17 protein-coding genes and 2 CRISPR repeat arrays are annotated in these 18,787 nt (G+C 51.0%); of the genes, 4 read left to right on the forward strand and 13 right to left on the reverse strand.

The features are described from left to right. Positions 1-22: 22 nt before the first annotated feature. The 3 genes from HEQ50_RS11420 to HEQ50_RS11430 all read right to left on the reverse strand — a co-directional run bounded on the left by HEQ50_RS11420 (position 23) and on the right by HEQ50_RS11430 (position 2,041). The gene (locus HEQ50_RS11420) at positions 23-469 is read right to left on the reverse strand and encodes an SDR family NAD(P)-dependent oxidoreductase (RefSeq protein ID WP_168900627.1); all 447 of its coding nucleotides are present in this window, start codon (positions 467-469) and stop codon (positions 23-25) included. Positions 470-531: 62 nt separating this feature from the next. Further along, positions 532-1,095, reverse strand: coding sequence for a TetR/AcrR family transcriptional regulator (locus HEQ50_RS11425; RefSeq protein WP_168900628.1), 564 nt, complete (start codon positions 1,093-1,095; stop codon positions 532-534). Positions 1,096-1,348: 253 nt separating this feature from the next. Next, a complete protein-coding gene (locus tag HEQ50_RS11430) occupies positions 1,349-2,041 on the reverse strand; it encodes an EAL domain-containing protein (protein ID WP_211089325.1) in 693 nt (230 codons plus the stop codon). 96 nt (positions 2,042-2,137) lie between these two features. Here HEQ50_RS11430 and HEQ50_RS11435 point away from each other — a divergent pair, with 96 nt between their 5' ends. Both HEQ50_RS11435 and HEQ50_RS12830 read left to right on the forward strand, forming a co-directional pair. After that, on the forward strand, positions 2,138-3,493 hold the full coding sequence (locus tag HEQ50_RS11435) for an FAD-dependent oxidoreductase (RefSeq protein WP_211089326.1): 1,356 nt from the start codon (positions 2,138-2,140) through the stop codon (positions 3,491-3,493). A gap of 25 nt (positions 3,494-3,518) precedes the next feature. Beyond that, on the forward strand, positions 3,519-3,968 hold the full coding sequence (locus tag HEQ50_RS12830; protein WP_168900630.1) for a GNAT family N-acetyltransferase: 450 nt from the start codon (positions 3,519-3,521) through the stop codon (positions 3,966-3,968). A gap of 42 nt (positions 3,969-4,010) precedes the next feature. Here HEQ50_RS12830 and HEQ50_RS11445 read toward each other — a convergent pair whose 3' ends face one another. Then, a complete protein-coding gene (locus HEQ50_RS11445) occupies positions 4,011-4,484 on the reverse strand; it encodes a GNAT family N-acetyltransferase (protein WP_168900631.1) in 474 nt (157 codons plus the stop codon). A 50-nt stretch (positions 4,485-4,534) separates the two neighbouring features. Then, complete coding sequence (locus tag HEQ50_RS11450) at positions 4,535-5,128, reverse strand: NADPH-dependent F420 reductase (RefSeq protein WP_168900632.1); 594 nt, start codon at positions 5,126-5,128, stop codon at positions 4,535-4,537. Between the two features lie 301 nt (positions 5,129-5,429). On the opposite strand from HEQ50_RS11450, the gene HEQ50_RS11455 reads away from it, so the two are divergent. Then, positions 5,430-6,599: a DUF2075 domain-containing protein gene (locus tag HEQ50_RS11455; protein ID WP_168900633.1), complete on the forward strand. Its 1,170-nt coding sequence runs from the start codon at positions 5,430-5,432 to the stop codon at positions 6,597-6,599. A 130-nt stretch (positions 6,600-6,729) separates the two neighbouring features. Continuing rightward, a CRISPR array of direct repeats spans positions 6,730-7,493; the repeat unit is 28 nt; unit sequence GGATCACCCCCACACCTGTGGGGAATAC. Between the two features lie 29 nt (positions 7,494-7,522). On the opposite strand, the gene cas2e is transcribed toward HEQ50_RS11455, so the two are convergent. Genes cas2e through cas3 form a run of 8 tightly spaced genes read right to left on the reverse strand, consistent with a single transcriptional unit; the run spans position 7,523 to position 16,896 of the window. Further along, positions 7,523-8,413 (reverse strand): type I-E CRISPR-associated endoribonuclease Cas2e, encoded by an 891-nt coding sequence (cas2e, locus tag HEQ50_RS11460; RefSeq protein ID WP_168900634.1) that lies wholly within the window; start codon positions 8,411-8,413, stop codon positions 7,523-7,525. Further along, positions 8,410-9,366 (reverse strand): type I-E CRISPR-associated endonuclease Cas1e, encoded by a 957-nt coding sequence (cas1e, locus tag HEQ50_RS11465; RefSeq protein WP_168900635.1) that lies wholly within the window; start codon positions 9,364-9,366, stop codon positions 8,410-8,412. Before cas1e ends, cas2e begins: the two co-directional genes overlap by 4 nt. Positions 9,367-9,369: 3 nt before the next feature. Further along, positions 9,370-10,041 (reverse strand): type I-E CRISPR-associated protein Cas6/Cse3/CasE, encoded by a 672-nt coding sequence (gene cas6e, locus HEQ50_RS11470; protein ID WP_168900636.1) that lies wholly within the window; start codon positions 10,039-10,041, stop codon positions 9,370-9,372. A 2-nt stretch (positions 10,042-10,043) separates the two neighbouring features. After that, on the reverse strand, positions 10,044-10,742 hold the full coding sequence (gene cas5e / locus HEQ50_RS11475; protein WP_168900637.1) for a type I-E CRISPR-associated protein Cas5/CasD: 699 nt from the start codon (positions 10,740-10,742) through the stop codon (positions 10,044-10,046). Further along, positions 10,723-11,796 carry a type I-E CRISPR-associated protein Cas7/Cse4/CasC gene (gene cas7e / locus HEQ50_RS11480; protein WP_168900638.1) on the reverse strand — a complete coding sequence of 358 codons (1,074 nt, stop codon included), beginning with the start codon at positions 11,794-11,796 and terminating at the stop codon, positions 10,723-10,725. Before cas7e ends, cas5e begins: the two co-directional genes overlap by 20 nt. Continuing rightward, complete coding sequence (gene casB / locus HEQ50_RS11485; protein WP_168900639.1) at positions 11,796-12,401, reverse strand: type I-E CRISPR-associated protein Cse2/CasB; 606 nt, start codon at positions 12,399-12,401, stop codon at positions 11,796-11,798. Before casB ends, cas7e begins: the two co-directional genes overlap by 1 nt. Before the next feature lie 18 nt (positions 12,402-12,419). Continuing rightward, on the reverse strand, positions 12,420-14,129 hold the full coding sequence (locus tag HEQ50_RS11490; protein WP_168900640.1) for a type I-E CRISPR-associated protein Cse1/CasA: 1,710 nt from the start codon (positions 14,127-14,129) through the stop codon (positions 12,420-12,422). Next, the gene (gene cas3 / locus HEQ50_RS11495) at positions 14,119-16,896 is read right to left on the reverse strand and encodes a CRISPR-associated helicase Cas3' (protein WP_168900641.1); all 2,778 of its coding nucleotides are present in this window, start codon (positions 16,894-16,896) and stop codon (positions 14,119-14,121) included. Before cas3 ends, HEQ50_RS11490 begins: the two co-directional genes overlap by 11 nt. Before the next feature lie 452 nt (positions 16,897-17,348). After that, positions 17,349-18,475: a CRISPR direct-repeat array (repeat unit 28 nt; unit sequence GTGTTCCCCACAGGTGTGGGGGTGATCC). 20 nt (positions 18,476-18,495) lie between these two features. Between cas3 and HEQ50_RS11500 the strand changes: the two genes are divergently transcribed. After that, positions 18,496-18,687, forward strand: a complete 192-nt coding sequence (locus HEQ50_RS11500) for a hypothetical protein (protein WP_168900642.1) — start codon at positions 18,496-18,498, stop codon at positions 18,685-18,687. Positions 18,688-18,787: the final 100 nt, after the last annotated feature.

Here is an 18,787-nt window from a genome sequence, read left to right on the forward strand (position 1 = left end):
AGGATTCATCTGGTATTCGGAATCAAAAAGGTTGCCTAATCACAATGCGATTAGGCAACCCTATACAGCAGATTACCAACAACAGTTGACAAAGAGCCATAATCCCAAACGGCTTGTTCATTCGTCGCAGAATAGTAGCGGTGAGACGGCCGTTGCTGCTTTTGATTGCCCCAGACGACCATTGATTATCCAAGACGGCGCCGGCATTGTTGATCAACACGTCGAGATGGTCATCATGCCGACAGAATTGCTGGGCCATCTGCTGAATGGCTGTCATGGAGAAAAGATCGGCCACCAAATAGTCGACGTCTGGGTTCCCCGTTGTGTGTCGAATCTCCTGGATCACCCGTTGTGCCTTCGCTGAATTCCGGCCGTGAACAATCACGCGGTGACCCGCTTTGGCGAGTGCCCTAGCCGTGACCAAACCAATGCCATCCGTTGCCCCTGTGACTAAAATTGTCTTTTTCATCGTTATTCGCGCCTCAATCATAAGTGACTAGTTAGTTATTTAATCTGAAAAATAAAAACGGCTCAGCGATGAACCGCCTTAATGACCACCGAAATCATCTGTTCAATCTCCGCCGTGTCCACGTCCGGCTGCCGAATCAGTAGCTGCGTCGGGGCCGAGAAAATAATCTCAAATGCCTCCCGGGAAAGGTCCATATACTGATTATCAGCGACAATTGCGCTAAACAACTGCCCCAGGGCCGTATCTAGTTCCGTACCATGATGGCGTGCCGCCTCGTCCAACGCTTCCGGATTATTCCAGAGCACTTGGACGAATTGGGCCTCTTGGGGATGAACCCGGTACTGCGCCACCGCATACCGTAACATCGCCCGGAGTTGCTGGTCCAAGACCACCGGTGTGGCGTGCAGGGTCGCCAATAGTCCCGCATGCAGATCGTCTTTGACCAGTTCGTAGATCCGGCTCAGCATATCCGTCTTATCTTGATAATAAATATACAGGGTGGCGGGGCTAACACCGGCCATCTTGGCCACTTTCGCCGTGGTCAGATTGGTCAATCCCTGTTGTTTGACCAGCGTGATGACGGCCAGCGTAATCTTATTAATTTTTGCTTCATCAATTTTTCGCATAATTTAATAGTAACTGATTAGTCACTTATCGTCAACCTTTTTTCCTTCACCCCAGCCTAAATCAACTGTAAGGCAATCTAAGGCCGCCTGCAGGCTCATCTATACCAGAGGCCTGCTTGAGCTGTTCACCCCACCCTGGACACGCCAGTTCCCTTTTTCGGCGGTTCTATCCGTGGTCTAACCTAAAAAGCCGGAGAATCTCCAATCAGAGATTCTCCGGCAATAATCACCCATAAGGGGACAACTGGCAGATTTAGCTCAAACAAGTATCTTGTGGTAGCTTCAACAATTGTGGTTTACTAAAGTAGTACCCTTGCTTTAACCGAATCCCCAACTTCTTGCTCAACCGGTTATCCGCTTGATCTTCAATGCCCTCAAGGACTAACCGTAAGTTGTATTCAGCGCTGATGGCATGCCAGAAGTGCAATTTTTGTAAAATGTGGGGATCCTTAAAGTCACGGTTGAAGTTTTGGAGGGCAAATTTAATCTCAGATGCTAGCGGGAGAAGCTCCTGAACATCTCTAAAATAATTATCGCCCGTTCCCACATCATCCAGGGACAGTTCCATCCCCTGATCAATGAATCGCTTTAACTGCGGCAACAACTCGGCCATCGTATACTGTTGCGGACCATCATCTTCGGTCAGCTCAACGACTAGCTTGGTCGGATAGAGCTGTTCTTGACTCTTGATAATGGCGTTCGCGATCGGCGTGGTCATGAGCTGCTCGCGACTCACGTTAACGGAACAGTAACGCACCTTAAGCGACAACACCTTGGTTGTGTCGACCAGTAAGTCCGCGATAATTTGCGGATCAATGGCGGAAAATGAGGCCGGCAACCGCCAACCATCAGGGGTGAGTTGTTTCATTAACAGCTCATAGCCAAAGATAGTCTTCGTTGCGGTATCAATCTGTGGTTGAACAAAGTAACGATAAATGATTTCCAATAAAAATACCCCCCTAAACGGATGGTTTGCATTAACTATAACAACAGTATACTATAAAATACTGAAATAAGTTAATTAAAGAAAGGATTAATGGCAATGAAAGTCGTTGTGATTGGCTGTACCCACGCTGGCATCGCTGCGGTAAAACAGATTCTCAAGCACTATCCAGAAGCCCAGATTACCGTCTACGAACGTCAAGCAAACATTTCCTATCTCTCCTGCGCCACCTATTTACATATTAAAGGAACCGTCCGGGCCCTGTCAGACGCACTCTATCAGGAACCCGACGACTTCATCAATCAGGGCGTCGACCTAGAATTGAATCACGACGTCATCCGCATCGATGCCCGGCAACATACCTTATTGGTTCAGGACCTGGCGACGAAAGAAAAGACCACCGACCAATACGACAAGTTAATCATGGCGACCGGGTCAATCACCGCCATTCCGGCCATCCCCGGCATCGAAAATCCCAAAGTACTCCTCTGCAAGACCTACAGTCAGGCCAACAACATTTGCGAATATACCGCTAAGAAACAGAAGGTCGCCATTATCGGCGGCGGCTACGTGGGCATTGAGTTGGCCGAGGGTTACATTGAATCCGGGCACCAAGTCATCTTAATCCAACAGCCCGACTACCTTCTCAATGAATACGTGGAACCCGTGATTTCTCAAAAGATCGCCCAACTTTTAACGGACAAGGGCGTTCAGGTCTTGACCAATACTCGGGTGACGAGCTTCCGGGATGCCCCGAATGGCCAACTGCTCTTGACCTCGGAAGCCGGCGACTTGGAAGTCGACATGGCTGCCATCAGCGCGGGCATCATTCCCCAAACGGAACTGCTACAAGGACAGGTCGCCATGGCCCCCAACGGCGCGATTCTGACCGATGACTACATGCAGTCCTCCGATCCCGACATTCTGGCGGCGGGAGATTCGGCCGTTAGTCACTATAACCCGATTAAAACGGTGACCTACGCCCCCTTGGTGTCACACGCCGTTCGGCAAGGTGCCTTGGCCGGTATTAACGTCTTTGAACGCCGCCTACGCACCATTGGCACCCAGATTACGACGGGCATGCTGGTCTTTGAGCATACGGTGGCCTGTACCGGGTTAACCTTGATGCGCACCCGCGAGGCCCAGCTTAACGCGGCTAGCGTCACGTACACGGGGCCGTACCGCCCGGACTTCATGCCCAACGCCTACCCCATCACCGTGGTGCTCATCTACGACCGTAATAACCGCAAGATTCTCGGTGCACAACTCATGTGTGAGCACGACGTTTCGCAAGCCGCCAACACGGTCTCGGCCTTAATGCAAAATGGCGGGACCATCGATCAGCTGGCGATGCTGGACACGCTGTTCTCGCCCAATTTCAATGAGACGTTTAACTACCTCAACTTGGCCGCGCAGAAGGCCGTCGACCAAGAAGGCGGCTATCTGCGAACTTAACGACCGTCAGAAAGAAGGCTTTCCCGTGATTCATTATCAGCTACTCACGCCTAACAGTCCCACCTGGCAATCGGCGGCGGACCAGATTGGCGCCATCGATTGGCCCGCTGGCGCTCATCTTGCCAAGCAGATGCAAACCGCGGCTTGGCAGTCCTGGGAACGCGTCATCTACGCCACGGATGGTCCCAAAATGGTGGGCTTCTGCGCACTGTTGGCCGAAGATATTGTTCCGGACACGCCCTACACGCCATTTGTCAGTTCGGTCTACGTCAATCCCGATTATCGCGGGCAGGGACTGAGTCTCCAGTTGGTCCAACGGGCGGAAGTTGCTGCACAGGCCGCCGATATTGACGATCTCTACATCGTGACCCGCCACGTCGGCTTGTATGAACACCTGAATTATGAACTGGTGGATCGCCGCGACGATCGCTTTGGCCGACGCAATCGAATCTTGCATAAAACACTGAATGTCTAAAAAATCACCAATCAGGGTAATTTCCTGACTGGTGATTTTTGTTTACACTACTTGCATGAGGATATATTGCTTGCCATAGGGGCCGAAACGCCGCTGGCCCGTGTCCACGTAACCGACCTTGGTATAGAGTTTCTGCGCCGGAAAATCCCCATGATCCACGGCCAACGTCAACGTGGTCGCGGTCGGTAATACTTGACGGACAAACGCGGGCAACTGCGTCAGCGCTTGCGTGGCAACGCCCTTCCCCCGCGCAGTCTCCGCGACTGATAGCGAGCGAATTAAAACGGCCGTGGCTGGATCAGCGCCGACTTCCTGCACGTCGGCGCCGGTGATGAGTACCAGAAAGCCAACCATCTCCGTCTCATTCAGGATCATGATGGGCAACCGCCGATCGTCGGTCAAGGCAATGGCTAGTGCCTGTTGGAGTGTCGCCGTGAAGGTTGCATCATGGAGCGGATAGGCGGCCACCCGCGCCCGATCTTCCGGGGTATCTTGATAGTTAACGAGCGTGATCATATTTTTTCTCCTAAGCGACCACTTGTTTCACATGAAACAATGGCCGTAACCTATTCATCCAACTGAACAAATGCCGTATGTCCCAGGCCACCACCGACCTGCATGACACTCCCGCCATGCCGGAGTTTGCCCAGGTTAACCGGCCGAAAGTTGAGGGGCTTGACCACAGCGGCGAAGGTCTTCTTGGCCTCGCGATCATCGCCGGCATAGAAGAGAACGCGACGACCGGGGCCGGCCACCTTCCCCGTCATCAATTCGTGGGGCAAGGTGTTAAAGGCCTTGATGACCCGTGCGTTATGAGCTGCGGCGGCAATGACCTCGCTACCGGTCAGCGGCCGTGTATCGATCTTCTTGAAGTCGGCGGTAAATTGATTGGTCACGTCCACCACGATACGTTGCTGGTAGTCGGCCACTTGCCGGAGCACATCGGGGGCAACGGTAAACGGCACGGCAATCACCACCATGGGCTGTTGCAGTGCCGCCGTCACCTCACCAAAACTAACGTTGGCCGCAAATTCGGACCGACGCTCGGCCAGACTCGCCGCCCCGCGCGAATGGCTGAGCAAGATTTCATTATCGCCTCGACTGAACGTTTGCGCCAAAATTGTACCCACCGTTCCGGATCCCACAATTCCAATTTTCATTTAAACCACCCTTTCCGTTCATCGCTTATGGGGTTAAGTCTACGAGAGTTGGTGAGGAAAGAGAAGTAATTTGCCTATCAGAACGGAATCACGCTTGGGTATGATAATTGGCGATGGCCGCTGTTTCACATGAAACAATGACCATGGATGATCGCTTTCAACCCGACCGCTTAAAAATTGCAGACATGGTGACCAAAAATTTCCGGGCAGGCCGGCGCGTAACTGCTATAATAGCTATAGTTTTCTCCGTCGGCGACCAAACGATGGCCGTCGAAATCACGAACAGCATAGGAGTCTCAGAATGAATAAAATTTTAAAAGCCCAATTCTTCGTCGATGATCTTTCGGACGACCAGAAACGGGTCATCACCAACATCAACGCCTACATCAAGCAGGGGTTGACCGGCACCACCTCTTCGGTCGCCATCATTGAAGGCGCGGCGGGAACTGGTAAATCAGTGGTTCTGATGGAACTGGTGCGTCAGTACATGACCGATAAGCGCTACAAGACGTCCCTCGTGGTTAACCACCCGGAACTGTACAAGGCTTACCAGGACCTGGCCGAATCCATCCCGAACATGAAGGTTAAGGATATTCGGCGGCCGACTTCGCTGATTAATTATGCCCAAAAGAACCACAAACAGTACGATATTATCTTTGTCGATGAGGCCCACTTACTCTACTCGAAGTCCGAGCCTTACGCCCACTACCGCGGACAGAACCAATTGACCGACCTCATGAATTTGGCGAAAGTCGTCGTGGTGGTCTACGACTTTGATCAGGTTTTCCAATCCAAGATGTATTGGGACAAGGACCTACTCTTTAAGACGATTGGCACGCATCCCCACAAGCAATTCGATATGAACTTCCAGTACCGGATGGTCGCCAGTGACGAACAGGTGGCTTGGATGGACGATTTAACCGCGGAAAAGCCGATGAAGCCCTTCCCTACCAATAGTGACTTTGAATTTAAAACATTCTCAACGGCTGGCGAGCTCTTTGAGAACATCAAGAAACGGAACAAGGAGTTCGGGATGAGCCGAGTGGTGGCCACGTCGGGGTTCCCACGGATTGATGGCCGCCATAACGTGGAAATGGATACATTCAATTTGCCATGGGACGAGTGGGATCCTCAACGCACCCACTGGGCCAAGCGCGAAGGCTCCATCACTCAGGTGGGAACGATCTACACGCTGCAGGGATTCGATCTGAATTACGTGGGGATGATTATCGGGCCTTCGTTTGGCTACGACGCCAAGACGGACACGATGACCATCATTCCCGAAAAATACTCGCACAAAGAAGTTTTCAAAAAGCGTAAGGACATGACATTCACCCGTGACGAGTACAAGGTGTTTATCGCTAACGTGCTGAATGTTTTGATGAAGCGTGGCAAATACGGCCTGTATTTGACGGCTTACGACGACGCCTTGCGGAAGCGGCTGTTGGATTTGTATACGACTGGCAAGTAACTTGTCTGGAATTAATTAAACGTATTCTTTCTGCTAGCTTGAAAGGATACGTTTTTTTCGAGGGTGGTGTTTGGATCGGCCCCATATGCATGGGGAATACCTGGCTTCAGTTAAGCTGGCTTGAGAGGATACAGGATCACCCCACACACCTGTGGGGAATACTCCTTGCCACGCAAGTTAATAAGAAAACGGTTAGGATCACCCCCACACCTGTGGGGAATACTCATGATCGCCAAGACCCAAATCAACGACAACGGGATCACCCCCACACCTGTGGGGAATACAACCGCTCTAAGATGTCGGTGTGGTGTTTGATGGGATCACCCCCACACCTGTGGGGAATACAATTCGCACACCGCCTAGATCCGATTGCAACCAGGATCACCCCCACACCTGTGGGGAATACCCAGTACGAACGAGCCGGCAAACGCCTAACTTAGGATCACCCCCACACCTGTGGGGAATACATGCCATCGAAGACACCCAAGGCACCACGCACAGGATCACCCCCACACCTGTGGGGAATACACATCTGTCGGGGCACAAAAGGAGCTGTAATAAGGATCACCCCCACACCTGTGGGGAATACAGCGTGCGGGTGTCATAATCCCCGAAAATCACGGGATCACCCCCACACCTGTGGGGAATACGCCGGGTTTATCCCGGTGATACGGCGCGATTTAGGATCACCCCCACACCTGTGGGGAATACTCAGCAATAACCATAACGGCGTCGATTGAATCAGGATCACCCCCACACCTGTGGGGAATACGCTCCATCAGTGATGGTGAAAGTACCCATCACGGGATCACCCCCACACCTGTGGGGAATACTTAGGCAATACTACGGATAAAAAGTGTGTCACGGGATCACCCCCACACCTGTGGGGAATACACTAAACAAATCCCGTCATACCGCGGTTCCTAAATTTGAAAAGTCCCTGTTTTGGTCAGTTTGTCCGCTAAGGCAAAAGTTGCCTTGGCATCTGCCAGTGAATGATGCGGCGTTTTATTTTCGATACCATACTCGGTTAGTACCGTCTGTAGCCGATAATTATCAAGAAAGTGATTCGTCTTTTTGATAAACGGCATTAAGTCCACCATGCGATTAGTTAAAGTTGGCTGGTTAACCCGCCGACATGCGGTAGCTAAGAATCCCTCATCAAATCGCAAATTATACCCCACAACCGCTAAATCACCAACGAAGACCTGTAGCTCTTGCATCGCCGTCCGCAAACGAACCCCTTGAGCAACCAGCATTTCATCCGTAATACTCGTCAATGCCACGATATTCGCTGGAATCTTCCGATCAATCTGAATCAACTTGTAAAAGTGATCGATCTTTCCTTTGGCAGAACGTCTCACCGCACCTACGGATATAATCGCATCCTGCGCTGAGTCGACACCCGTAGTTTCCAAATCCAATGCCACCAGCGGTGTCATCGCAGTCGATACATTTTTAACCGTGTTCTTCCGGGTCATCACCTTCGCCTGGCGGAACTTCGCTGCCTGACTAAAGCCATGTTCCACTTCCCCTGTAGCGACATCCAAGTGCATCAGCAAAGGAATCCCATCAAAGTCAATCACGTCACGATCTTTTCGCGTCGTCTTAAATTGATAGCCCAATTCATTCTTAGCATTATAGACCATCGTCGCTTCACCACGGCCAATATTTTGAAGAATTCGGTCCCACAATAAGTCGCGGATCCGCGCACTGACATTACCGACGTAGACACCCGTCTGAATCTCCTGATACCACTTTGTCAGGTCACCGCGCAACGCCGGCGGGACCTTGGTCAACGTGATCACAATCATCGGCTATCATCTTCTTGAAATTCATGATACTGAACGCCAAACTTCTGCAAGCCCAGTCGGTCATCCCACAGATTGACGACATCCGCTTCGTGTTCATCGTCCGTCGGCATGCCCAGCAAGGCCTTCAAATCCTTAACCATTCGCACAATCAGCTTGCCATCAACGAAAGCGTCGCGCATCGCTAATCGGGTCCGACTGGCAATATCCGGATCATCACCAAACTTCGCCGTCACCTGAAAGGCCACGGGAATAGAAAATTCGGCCTTGTATAAATCCGCAAAATCATAGACAAAAGAAAGGTCATGTCCGGTATGGACAAAACCTAACCCTGCTGAAGCGCCTAAAGCGGCAACCACACTATAGCTCAAGCCGTATAACGCCTGATGAGCCGCTGTCAACGCCTTATTAATCGGCGTCCCCGCATTAAAATCATCCGGATTGTACTCGCGATGTTCCCAGTGAACGCCCGTTTCTTGGGATTGTTCCACGTAAACCCGGCGAACCCGCGCACCCTCCTTACCCCGTAATTTTTGCATGCTTAATTGCGAAACGTCATCATTGGGGAAGCGCATCTGATACATTTGCCGCGCTACCATTAAGCGTGTCCGTTTGTTTGAGACCAATCTGGCCTGGGCTTCCAGCAAGGCCGATGAATGATTCAAAGCCCGCCCATAAGCATACTGGCGCACGCCCTGCTCACCAACCCACACAACGCCTAGACCAGAGGCGCCAATCAGCTCCATCGCGCGATGCGTGACATCCACACCAGGCCCCAACATCAAAACACTTAGGATTGCTGCCGGAACATAGACCGTTCCGCGATGATCACTCACTTGAATCGCACTATCCTGTCGATTTAACTTCGCATGTTCCAAGTACAGGAAGGTCACGCGATCTCGTACTCTTCCCAACTCATAGCGATCGGGCTTCTTGGCACCCATCTTTCTTTTCATGATTTAAGCCTCCGGAATAACCGTCATCAATCCCATACCAAAAGCCTTCTCGCGTCCCAGGCCCTTCGTTAACGTTTGCTTAAATTCAGGAACATTGGCAACGCGCAATAATCCTTCAAAGGTCACCCGACTGAGGCGTACACCGCGACCAGCCTTGCGATGTAACACCGGCCAATCACGGGTTACAATGTCGAAGGCCGGTGTTGTCGTTGGCTGGGCCGCCCCCACAACCTGTTGTTTCACCAGTTGAAAACCAGATTGTTCCGCCCGTGCCATCAGCCACTGTTCTTGCTGGGCTGCCGTAATGTGGGGATAGACCCGTCCTTGACGTTTGCCCGGCTGACTCACCGTATACGTGGGATTCGCCGTCAACCGAAACTGCATGATCTGACCAACTTGAATCCCGGCTAAAAAGTGATCATACGACTTCACCATGGTCGTTCCCGGCACACCGTAACGTTCAAGGCGCCCACGATCCGGCTGTTCCTCACTCAATACCAACAAGTATTGCTTGTGGGCCAACGTGTCGATCCGCCATAAATGACGCTGACGCACCCCCGCAGCTACTTCAGCGGGAAAACTCTGTTCAACCCAATTATGGTAGGCCCCGAGGTGGGTTAAGTCCTTCGTTTTACGCCGATTATTTACGTCTATTTCAACTCTTGATAAATACATAGCTACTCCTTCTCAAGGAACGCCAGCACGTCATGCTCAGTGCTGCGCTGCTCCAAGCTGTTAGGATTTACCTTCGTCACCGCGATTGCCCGAAAGCCGTACTGCCGATTACGCTGTGCAAAGGATTTCACTTGATCCTTGACCATCGCACCCTGTTTATCAGGGAGTAAGTCGGCATCCGCAATAACGTCTAGACTCCGATCGGCATAGCGGTGACGGTAGCTCGGCATTGCTTGCCAAGCCACCTGTTTTAACACCTCAACCGGACTCGTCGCCGTAAAGGTCTGCACTCGCAGAACCCCAGCCGGCGCATTGGATCGCCGCCCTAAAAACAATTGGAATCGGGGGTGGTGGAGTGCCCAGTTGATTTTCTCCATGAAGGCTTCATCGTCACTGCCCACGGCGACCATAAAGACGGCATCCTGAAGATAATCGCGATACGTAATTTTTCGCGTATCGGCTTTCCACTCAACGGTTTGAAAATCCGTCAACGTTCTCCCCGCTTGATCAATCCGTACGGCAAATTTCAGCTTATTCAGCGCCACAATCCGTTGATCCGAACGGCGATAGCCCAAAGCCGCAGCAATCATGCCAATAACGGCACTCTTGGTCGGATAGTTAGTCGTCGTTCGCCGTTCAAAGGTCGCCTCGTTGCCGTACGATTGTAAGGGGGCTGTGAGCTTAATCGTCAGTATTTTCATCTTGAACCGCCTCTGATAACGCTGCCGTGACCTTCTCTAAAAGTTCGGACAAATTAGCAGCCTGTTCGCCCACCTGTGAATCCGCCTTGCCCAGCACGACATTTAGGAGAGGCTTCTCAACAAATTGCTGCGTAACCGCATACTCGCCTTCCAGTCGTTCAATCGAGGGTTGAACGTAGCCTTTATTGGAACTGACCGGCTTTTCAAATGCCGACACTAAATTGACCGGTGTATCTGGTCGAATCGTCACCATGACGTAACTCGGCAACGTCTTATTGGCAAAGGTATTTTGTTTCCCGGTTGGCATGGCTAGCAGGAAATCCCGGATAAAGTCCGTCGTTCCGTGAATGGCGTCCGTCGCGTTTAAATTATGACTTAGTTCATTCACATTCACGTTGGCATACCGATACAGCGTGGCCGAGTTAAAGTTGATGGTCCCCAGCATGGCCGCTCCCGTCGTATCGTCTGGTTGTTCATCATCCAGCGCCGTAAAGTAATCGTATTCCGGAACCACTTCATGCGTTGAAACCGCGTGCGCCACTTGGGCAGAGGCATCCACGTTTAATTCGGGATTGTCGGCAACCATGCGCCCAAATAGAGCTAAATCCAGGGACTGATCGCCTTTCAGAACCTTTTTAACTTCCTTCTTGTCTAGTTCGGAATTATCCAGCGCATACTGTGCCAACTTGGTAATCTGACCCTGACTGATCAGTAGCAGGGCACCGGTTTCCCGTTCTTTGTTGAGCTTAATGCTGGCGGCCTTAAAAATCTCGTCAACCTTAGCCTCTGCCGCTTCCGGCGTCATCGTGACGTCGAGTGCCTGTAGTTTGTCAGCCAAAAGTTTAGCCGCGTCCTTGGTCCGGGTACCCACCGACACGTTGTCGTCCCGAAACGCCTCCCGAACAGCGTGTTTCCAGCTTTGAGAGGAAACGCGAGCCCGCGTCACGCCACCGTACAACGCCGTCTTGGGCGCACCGGTGTCGTCCCGGTTAATATTAGAAGATGGCACCGTTTGCAGAACGTTTACATCAACGTATAAATTTTGATTAGTCATTAGTCTTGGTCTCCTTTAGTTTTAGTGTCAGCGGATTTTTCCCAAAAGTATTGTTGGCCCCAACGCAAGCGGACCCGGTTGGCCTGCTCGTAACTCGCCTGCAGACCGTAGAGATCCTGCGCTAGCTGCGCGTAGTCGATCCTTTGATTCTCGCTTTTAGCCTTCAAGATATTGACCAAATGCGTGAGTTCGTTAACCACTCCCGTGATACTCGTGGTGGCTAACAGTGGCTTTACGCGCCGATCCAGCGCCGTTCGCAGGTCTTCATTACGCCGTAAATTGGCCAGGGCCGACATGAGTGACACCCCACCCGTTTCGGCATCCCCGTTGGCTGGCCCATAGACCAATTGTGACTTTCCCTGCTGATGAATCGCGTAGAACCGAATGGCCGTATAAACCGCCACTTCTGCTCGTGTGGGAACACCGTCTCGACTAAGTTGTTCCTTCGGTAAATTCGCCATCATGACCGGCCAAACCATCTGGGCCCGCCGACTGGTCATATTGACGGCATCCCGGAGATTCGCCAATACGGCCTTGTTGGGATTACCCTCCCGATAAAGCGCGTAGATAATCCGGCGCGTCGTCTGTTCAATTTCATAACTCATAATTGTTCATCACCCCTCCTACAAATCAAGATGTGTCCGCAGATTATACATGAAGCGATTCTTGGCCGTGAAAATATTCAACGGTCCGTGCTGACCCTCGATTCCACGAATATCCCGCGGTGAACTTGTCTGGACAACCTCATCGACGGCTGCTACGGCAATCTTTTTCAGCGTCTGCTTCCACAAAATAATCTTGGCCTCCCGATCATCATGTCCTGTCAACTGCTCTAACCACGTCTTAAATGGGTCGTTGAGTCGCTCATAGAAGGTCGCGCTCAATTTGCTAGCAAACGGTCGTACGTCTAAATTACGAATCTGTCCAATATCAGTGGCGAAGTGGTAGTAATCCTTCCCAATGGTTTGAGTCAGCTCAATCACCTCTTCAATCCGAGTCGGCCAGTTCTCGGCGATTTCCGGTCTATCGAAGAGGACATCCGCCTGCATTTGCATATCGTCGACGACTTCGGCCGCCGGTGACTGCGACGTGGCGTTACCATCACTAATTAGCGCGATCGAATTCAGCATGAGTGGCTGATCGTGCGGAATCAGTGCCTTCGCTTTGAGCAGCCGTAGCCAAACGACCAGTCCCGGCTCCTGAATGTTGTCGGCCTCTCTGACCTTAACGTACTGGCCGAAATTTCGCCACATGGCAATCCCCAGTGACCGTAACCCCTTCACCGCGGGCCGATAGTCGTTGGTCTTCTTATCACGTCGCCAAGTGGTCATGGGTTCAATCAGGGCATTATCCGCACTATACATGGGAATCCCCGCACTAAAGATCGCGGGATGACCTGCCGCATCCCAATCAATATGCAAAATTCTCGACCAAGCCGTGTACAATTCGGCTAGATTGTTGGGTAGAATCTGTTTCTTACGTTCGCCAATATAATCCAAAATACTGCTGTATTCCCATACCGGCCGCTGTAAGACCTGTTCGGCCGCATCTTCATCTTGTCGCTTATTCACCAAGATTAGATTCAAGAGTAAGGTTTCAAAGAGTGTCTGTCCCTTCACGAATACCGGATTGAGGCGATAGACCCAACCGGCGGGATTGGAAAACTTCTCTTCCGTCACCACCTTGGTCTTGTCCGTAACGCCGGTAAAATTCTGATAGGTAATCACCCAGCGAACCAGTTCAGCCAATGCAACCTCGTTCTTAGCGTCACCGGACTTAGGTGCAAAGAGAGCGGGCGTATGGCCACTCTCAGAGACACGCCGGTTCATCTGTTTAACCGCTACTTGGCCCTTTCCGACGGCAATCCGCTTATTTTCAGGAACCAACTGATCATAATCGGTCGCGGTCACTTGATAAAATGGCCGCTCGCCAAAGAAGTCGAAACATGCCCGATAATGCGTCAGATAGTGCGTCACCGCTGCGGAAAACTGCCCTGACGCACGCAATTGCTGCCAAGTGTCTAGCAGATCAGTCTGCCCGTCATCCTCAAAATCATCTTCATCCACCGTCATCTTGGGCGGCAAATCATCGGTCATGTCCAGCCAAGCGTAGGGGTCGCCCGCCGCATCGACTCGTGAGTAAACCGTCGTTAGAATGGCCAGTAAGAACCGCAGAATGGCGAGATCCTGACTGTGCATATCCCCCGCCAATTGGCGATAATTCTGTGCATTTTGAAACAATTCAATCAACGAAACGGTTCGCTCCTGGTTCGTTTCTTTTTCAATAACCTTTAACCACGGATCTGTGGTTAAATTAAACGTCTCATTGTCCATGATCATCTTCCTTTACATAGCTTAGGCCTAATTCTGGTGAGTAGGTCAGCCGCCAGCCAGCCAAAGTGGCGGATAACGCCTGATCCAGCGGTAGGGCCAGAGCCCCTTTCAACCAAACACTAGATTGCCAGTCACTGAAATAATGTGCGGTCACCGTCTCCAGTTCGCTGATGGCCCGATCCATTTGCTGGCGACCAAGGGTCACAACCGCCGGAATTCGAACGATTTGTTGCGCAATCTCTTGCGGCTGAACCCCGGCTAACGGACGACCATCCAGTAGTTGATTGCCGGCAGCCGTATGCTGAATCAGGATCACTTCTAACGTCTCCTGAATATCACGAACGGCGGCACTGGCCTTCTGTTCATCCTGATCAACACTGCCCAAGTCGCGGCCCAACCAGTCGTGAATCGTAACCCCCGCTTTAAAGTCCGGCCGCCCAATCTGAAAGACCTTGGCCTTACGCTTTTCTCTTTTCAGATCGGCCGCAAACTTTTCGCTCGCGGGTTCAATCCCCTTGACCGCTGCATCCGTCGCGGGGTCATAGACCTGCTGAACCAGAACCGAGATATCATCGGGCAGTGTCACCGTGGCTTTCAGGAAATGATCCGTCTTCATTAGCAAATATTTGCCATACACGGCTTCATTTCCCTTGCCATACTCGCCCGGTGCCTCAACGCCCATCACGAAGAGTTGCGGTTGTTGTAACGCTTGTGGCCGCTTGATTTGATGACGATGCAGCCGCCCGGCCCGTTGCAAAATGAGGTCCATTGGCGCGATGTCGGTATACAAAACGTCAAAATCAATGTCTAGCGACTGCTCCAAAACCTGCGTGCCGATGACAATCATCTTTTCCGGACGGGCACCCCGTTTGCCAATGGCTGCTTGAAGTGCCGCCTCTTGGCGCGTACGATCGGTCGCCAAGAACGCCGAGTGAAGCACCATCAATTCCACGCCATCCGGCACCAATTTTGCCAGCGTCTGCGCCCGTTTGACCGTATTCACGATAACACCGGCAATGCCACCGTGGCTAATCTTATCAAGCACGTGCGCTATCAGCGCATCATCGTCGACAGTGAGGCGTTCTACCTGCAAGTGTTGCGGTTGCTGATCACTTTGCCCAGGGAATTTTTTGACTTGCTTAATCTCATGACCATCCAGCAGACTGAGTAATGGGTAGGCCTGTGTCTCCTGCCAATCGGCTGGGGCGACTAACTGTGCCTTGAATTTTCGGCCATACTTTCCACGTAGATAAGCGGTCAATAACGCTGCTCGCTTCTCCTTTGGTAGTGTCGCCGATAAAATCACGATGGGCACATGGTAGGCACCGAGCCAACTGATCGCCTTGTACAGGTACTGATTCATATAGGCGTCGTAGGCGTGAACCTCATCGATAATCACGACTTTGCCGCTAAAACCGAGGTGCCGCAAGAACAGGTGCTTTTGTTTGAGTCCCATTAATAAGAGATTATCGATTGTCCCCACGGTAAATTTCGTCAAAATGGACTTTTTCCCGGAAAACCAATCGTTTACGACTACCGAACCGGAATTATCATCCAGATCATCATATACATTTCCAGCGTGCGGTAATTCTCGGTATTCCGGATTAAACTGGGCCTTACCGTGCATTAATTTAATCGCTAAATTCTGCTGTTGTTTATCCGCTAACTCTTTTAACCACTTATCTACCCGCGCAAACATCGCATTGGTCGTCGCCTGCGTGGGGAGTCCCATAAATAGGCCGTCACGCCCCGTCGCATAAGCCAATTGCTCGGCGGCCAACAGCGCAATCTCTGTCTTCCCCAGTCCCATGGGCGCTTCAACAATCACCATTCCGGGAGCACTGGCTTGCCCAATTGCTTGGGTCATAATCCTTTGAACCGGTCGCGGCGTGAATCCCCAGCGTTCCAGATAAGGATCTGTCGTTTCCGAACCCTCAGTTCTAATCTTCTCAGGCTCCCAATTTCCATCTAAATCCCAAGTGTTAATTGCTTGCCTAAATCTAGCCGTCGTATCCACATCTTCCCATGATTGTTCTAACCTAATCAACGGGAATAGCGGTTCACTAGGATTCTGATTCAAATATTCACTAGAAGCCAACCAATCCGCCATAATCAGAAGCCCTTCTAGGACAACGGCCTGAGGTTCCCTGAGGTCTGGTATTTCCTCCACCTTCTGGAACCCGGACGACGTTAATCCCAGCTGCAACAGTTCTTGCTGAACCTGTCGCCAAGGGATCTGTAAATTAGTTTGATTGTCGCTTTGTAGGTAATTCGCCGTATAATCGTTCATTTGACTAAAGGGTGGCTGATCAGCCGGCTTCCCGTGGTGCCCGCCAATAATTGCGCCAATTGTGATTGGCACCCCCGCATCTTCCAAAATCGCCTCGCCAGCTAAGGCGTGTGGCGATTTGTTCGGTGAGGCGAGAATAAGGTCATTCAGATCAATAAATCCATCCTGTGATAATTTTTCAGTGAGCCGTTCATCTAGCGACGTGTCACGATCATAGGATTTTTTCATTTGAAATGCCGGTGTCGCCTTTCCTAGATCATGAACAAAGCCAATGAATTTCACCAATTTTTGCGTGATCTCATCCGTTGACGTCCCTATCAACAATTGCTGTTGCCCGGGGCTCAGCCAGTGGTAAAACAGCCAATTGATCGTATTTTGTGCGTCGATTAAGTGCACGATTAATGGGAGCCAGTACTGCTCGCCATCCTCTGAACGCTTCTTAGCCCATAATGCTGTAGTCCGTTGGGATATTTTCATATGCGTGTATAACTCCTTAATATTGTTGACCAATATCGATAAGTGTCATTCGACAAACAACATACATGCTATTTTTCCAAGAATCTAAACCGGCTATCTATTGTTTTTTGTAATTAAAAAGATACCGGAATTCCCAGTTCAAGTCAATCTATTTTACATACAATATAATTAATATTGTTTCATAAAATATTTTGTGTATTTAGCCGTCAAGGTACGCTGTTATGTAATCCATCATGTAACCGCATTCATTATTTTACATTTTAATCATAGCGCTTTTTTTAGAAAATGGGAGCTTAAATTTTAGAGGCGTTGAAGATCTCTTTCTTTGCTAAAAAATCTCGTCAGCATATTCGTTGTCAATCCAACGTCAATCTTGTATGCTGTAACAGTAAACTGACTAATTTCAGCGATTTAGAAAATATAGAATGCCGGTCTGACAGGGATTGTTTAGTGTGTTCCCCACAGGTGTGGGGGTGATCCCCTCATTTTTTGACATCTTTAACGTCCTCCGTTGTGTTCCCCACAGGTGTGGGGGTGATCCCAACCCCTATATGGCAGTGACGGTTACTTGGGGGTGTTCCCCACAGGTGTGGGGGTGATCCTCTTAGCCACCTCTTCTGATACAATTGGTACGGGTGTTCCCCACAGGTGTGGGGGTGATCCTGCGGTGCAAATTGTGCTGCACAAGTCAGATACGTGTTCCCCACAGGTGTGGGGGTGATCCTGAATACTTGGATCGTTATGATGATGGGCAAGCGTGTTCCCCACAGGTGTGGGGGTGATCCCGTATATTCGCAAAAAATCCCTAGTCGGTAGCGGTGTTCCCCACAGGTGTGGGGGTGATCCTTAGCTGTCGGCGACACAAATGAGCGGCCATAAGTGTTCCCCACAGGTGTGGGGGTGATCCTAGAAGAGATCAAGCAGACTTTTCCAGTGCCTGGTGTTCCCCACAGGTGTGGGGGTGATCCTGCATCAGGTAACACCTACTATGTTGGTACGACGTGTTCCCCACAGGTGTGGGGGTGATCCCATCTTTCAAAACACGGGCAATACAAGTTGGGCGTGTTCCCCACAGGTGTGGGGGTGATCCCGACCCCCGAACATGTGGATCACGCCGTTAACCGTGTTCCCCACAGGTGTGGGGGTGATCCCTTGACGGACGGGCAGATCGCGGCCGCGAGACTGGTGTTCCCCACAGGTGTGGGGGTGATCCCGTGTTTTTGCCGCACCCCGACTGGAAGCCATGGTGTTCCCCACAGATGTGGGGGTGATCCCATGCAGAAGAACAATGGATTGCAGTTGCCAAAGTGTTCCCCACAGGTATGGGGGTGATCCTTTAAAAATTGAGCTTGCCGGTGTTCTCCCTTGGTGTTCCCCACAGGTGTGGGGGTGATCCCACTGATCCAGGATGAACGTTTTTTCCGCCGCCGTGTTCCCCACAGGTGTGGGGGTGATCCTACCTCTCTCCCTAACAACCCTTTAGCTTGTGCGTGTTCCCCACAGGTGTGGGGGTGATCCCGATTGAGGTGAATGCCGGAGTCAAAAGTGAACGTGTTCCCCACAAGTGTGGGGGTGATCCTTGAAAGGAGGCGGCTAGCCATGAAAAAATCACAACGTGAAGCCCATCTTAGATGGGATAGAAACCATCAAGACCGCCTGAAGTTCCTGCGGTATCGATCTTATACTAAGACTTTTATTTTGAAACTGTCGGAAGTCGATGACCTAAACGCCATCGAAAAGATGGTTGAAGAAAGAAGGAACCATTTGAAAAAAGGCATTGATGTGAAGTGAACCCTTAAAGTTGGACACAGAATTTACGCTGCTTGCTGGATGGTGAGTTCCCGGTACTTTTCCGGGGACTTGCCATCCAGTTTTGTTTTGATTCGACGCT

Source organism: Lactobacillus sp. HBUAS51381, from assembly GCF_012641095.1.
GTDB lineage: Bacteria > Bacillota > Bacilli > Lactobacillales > Lactobacillaceae > Levilactobacillus.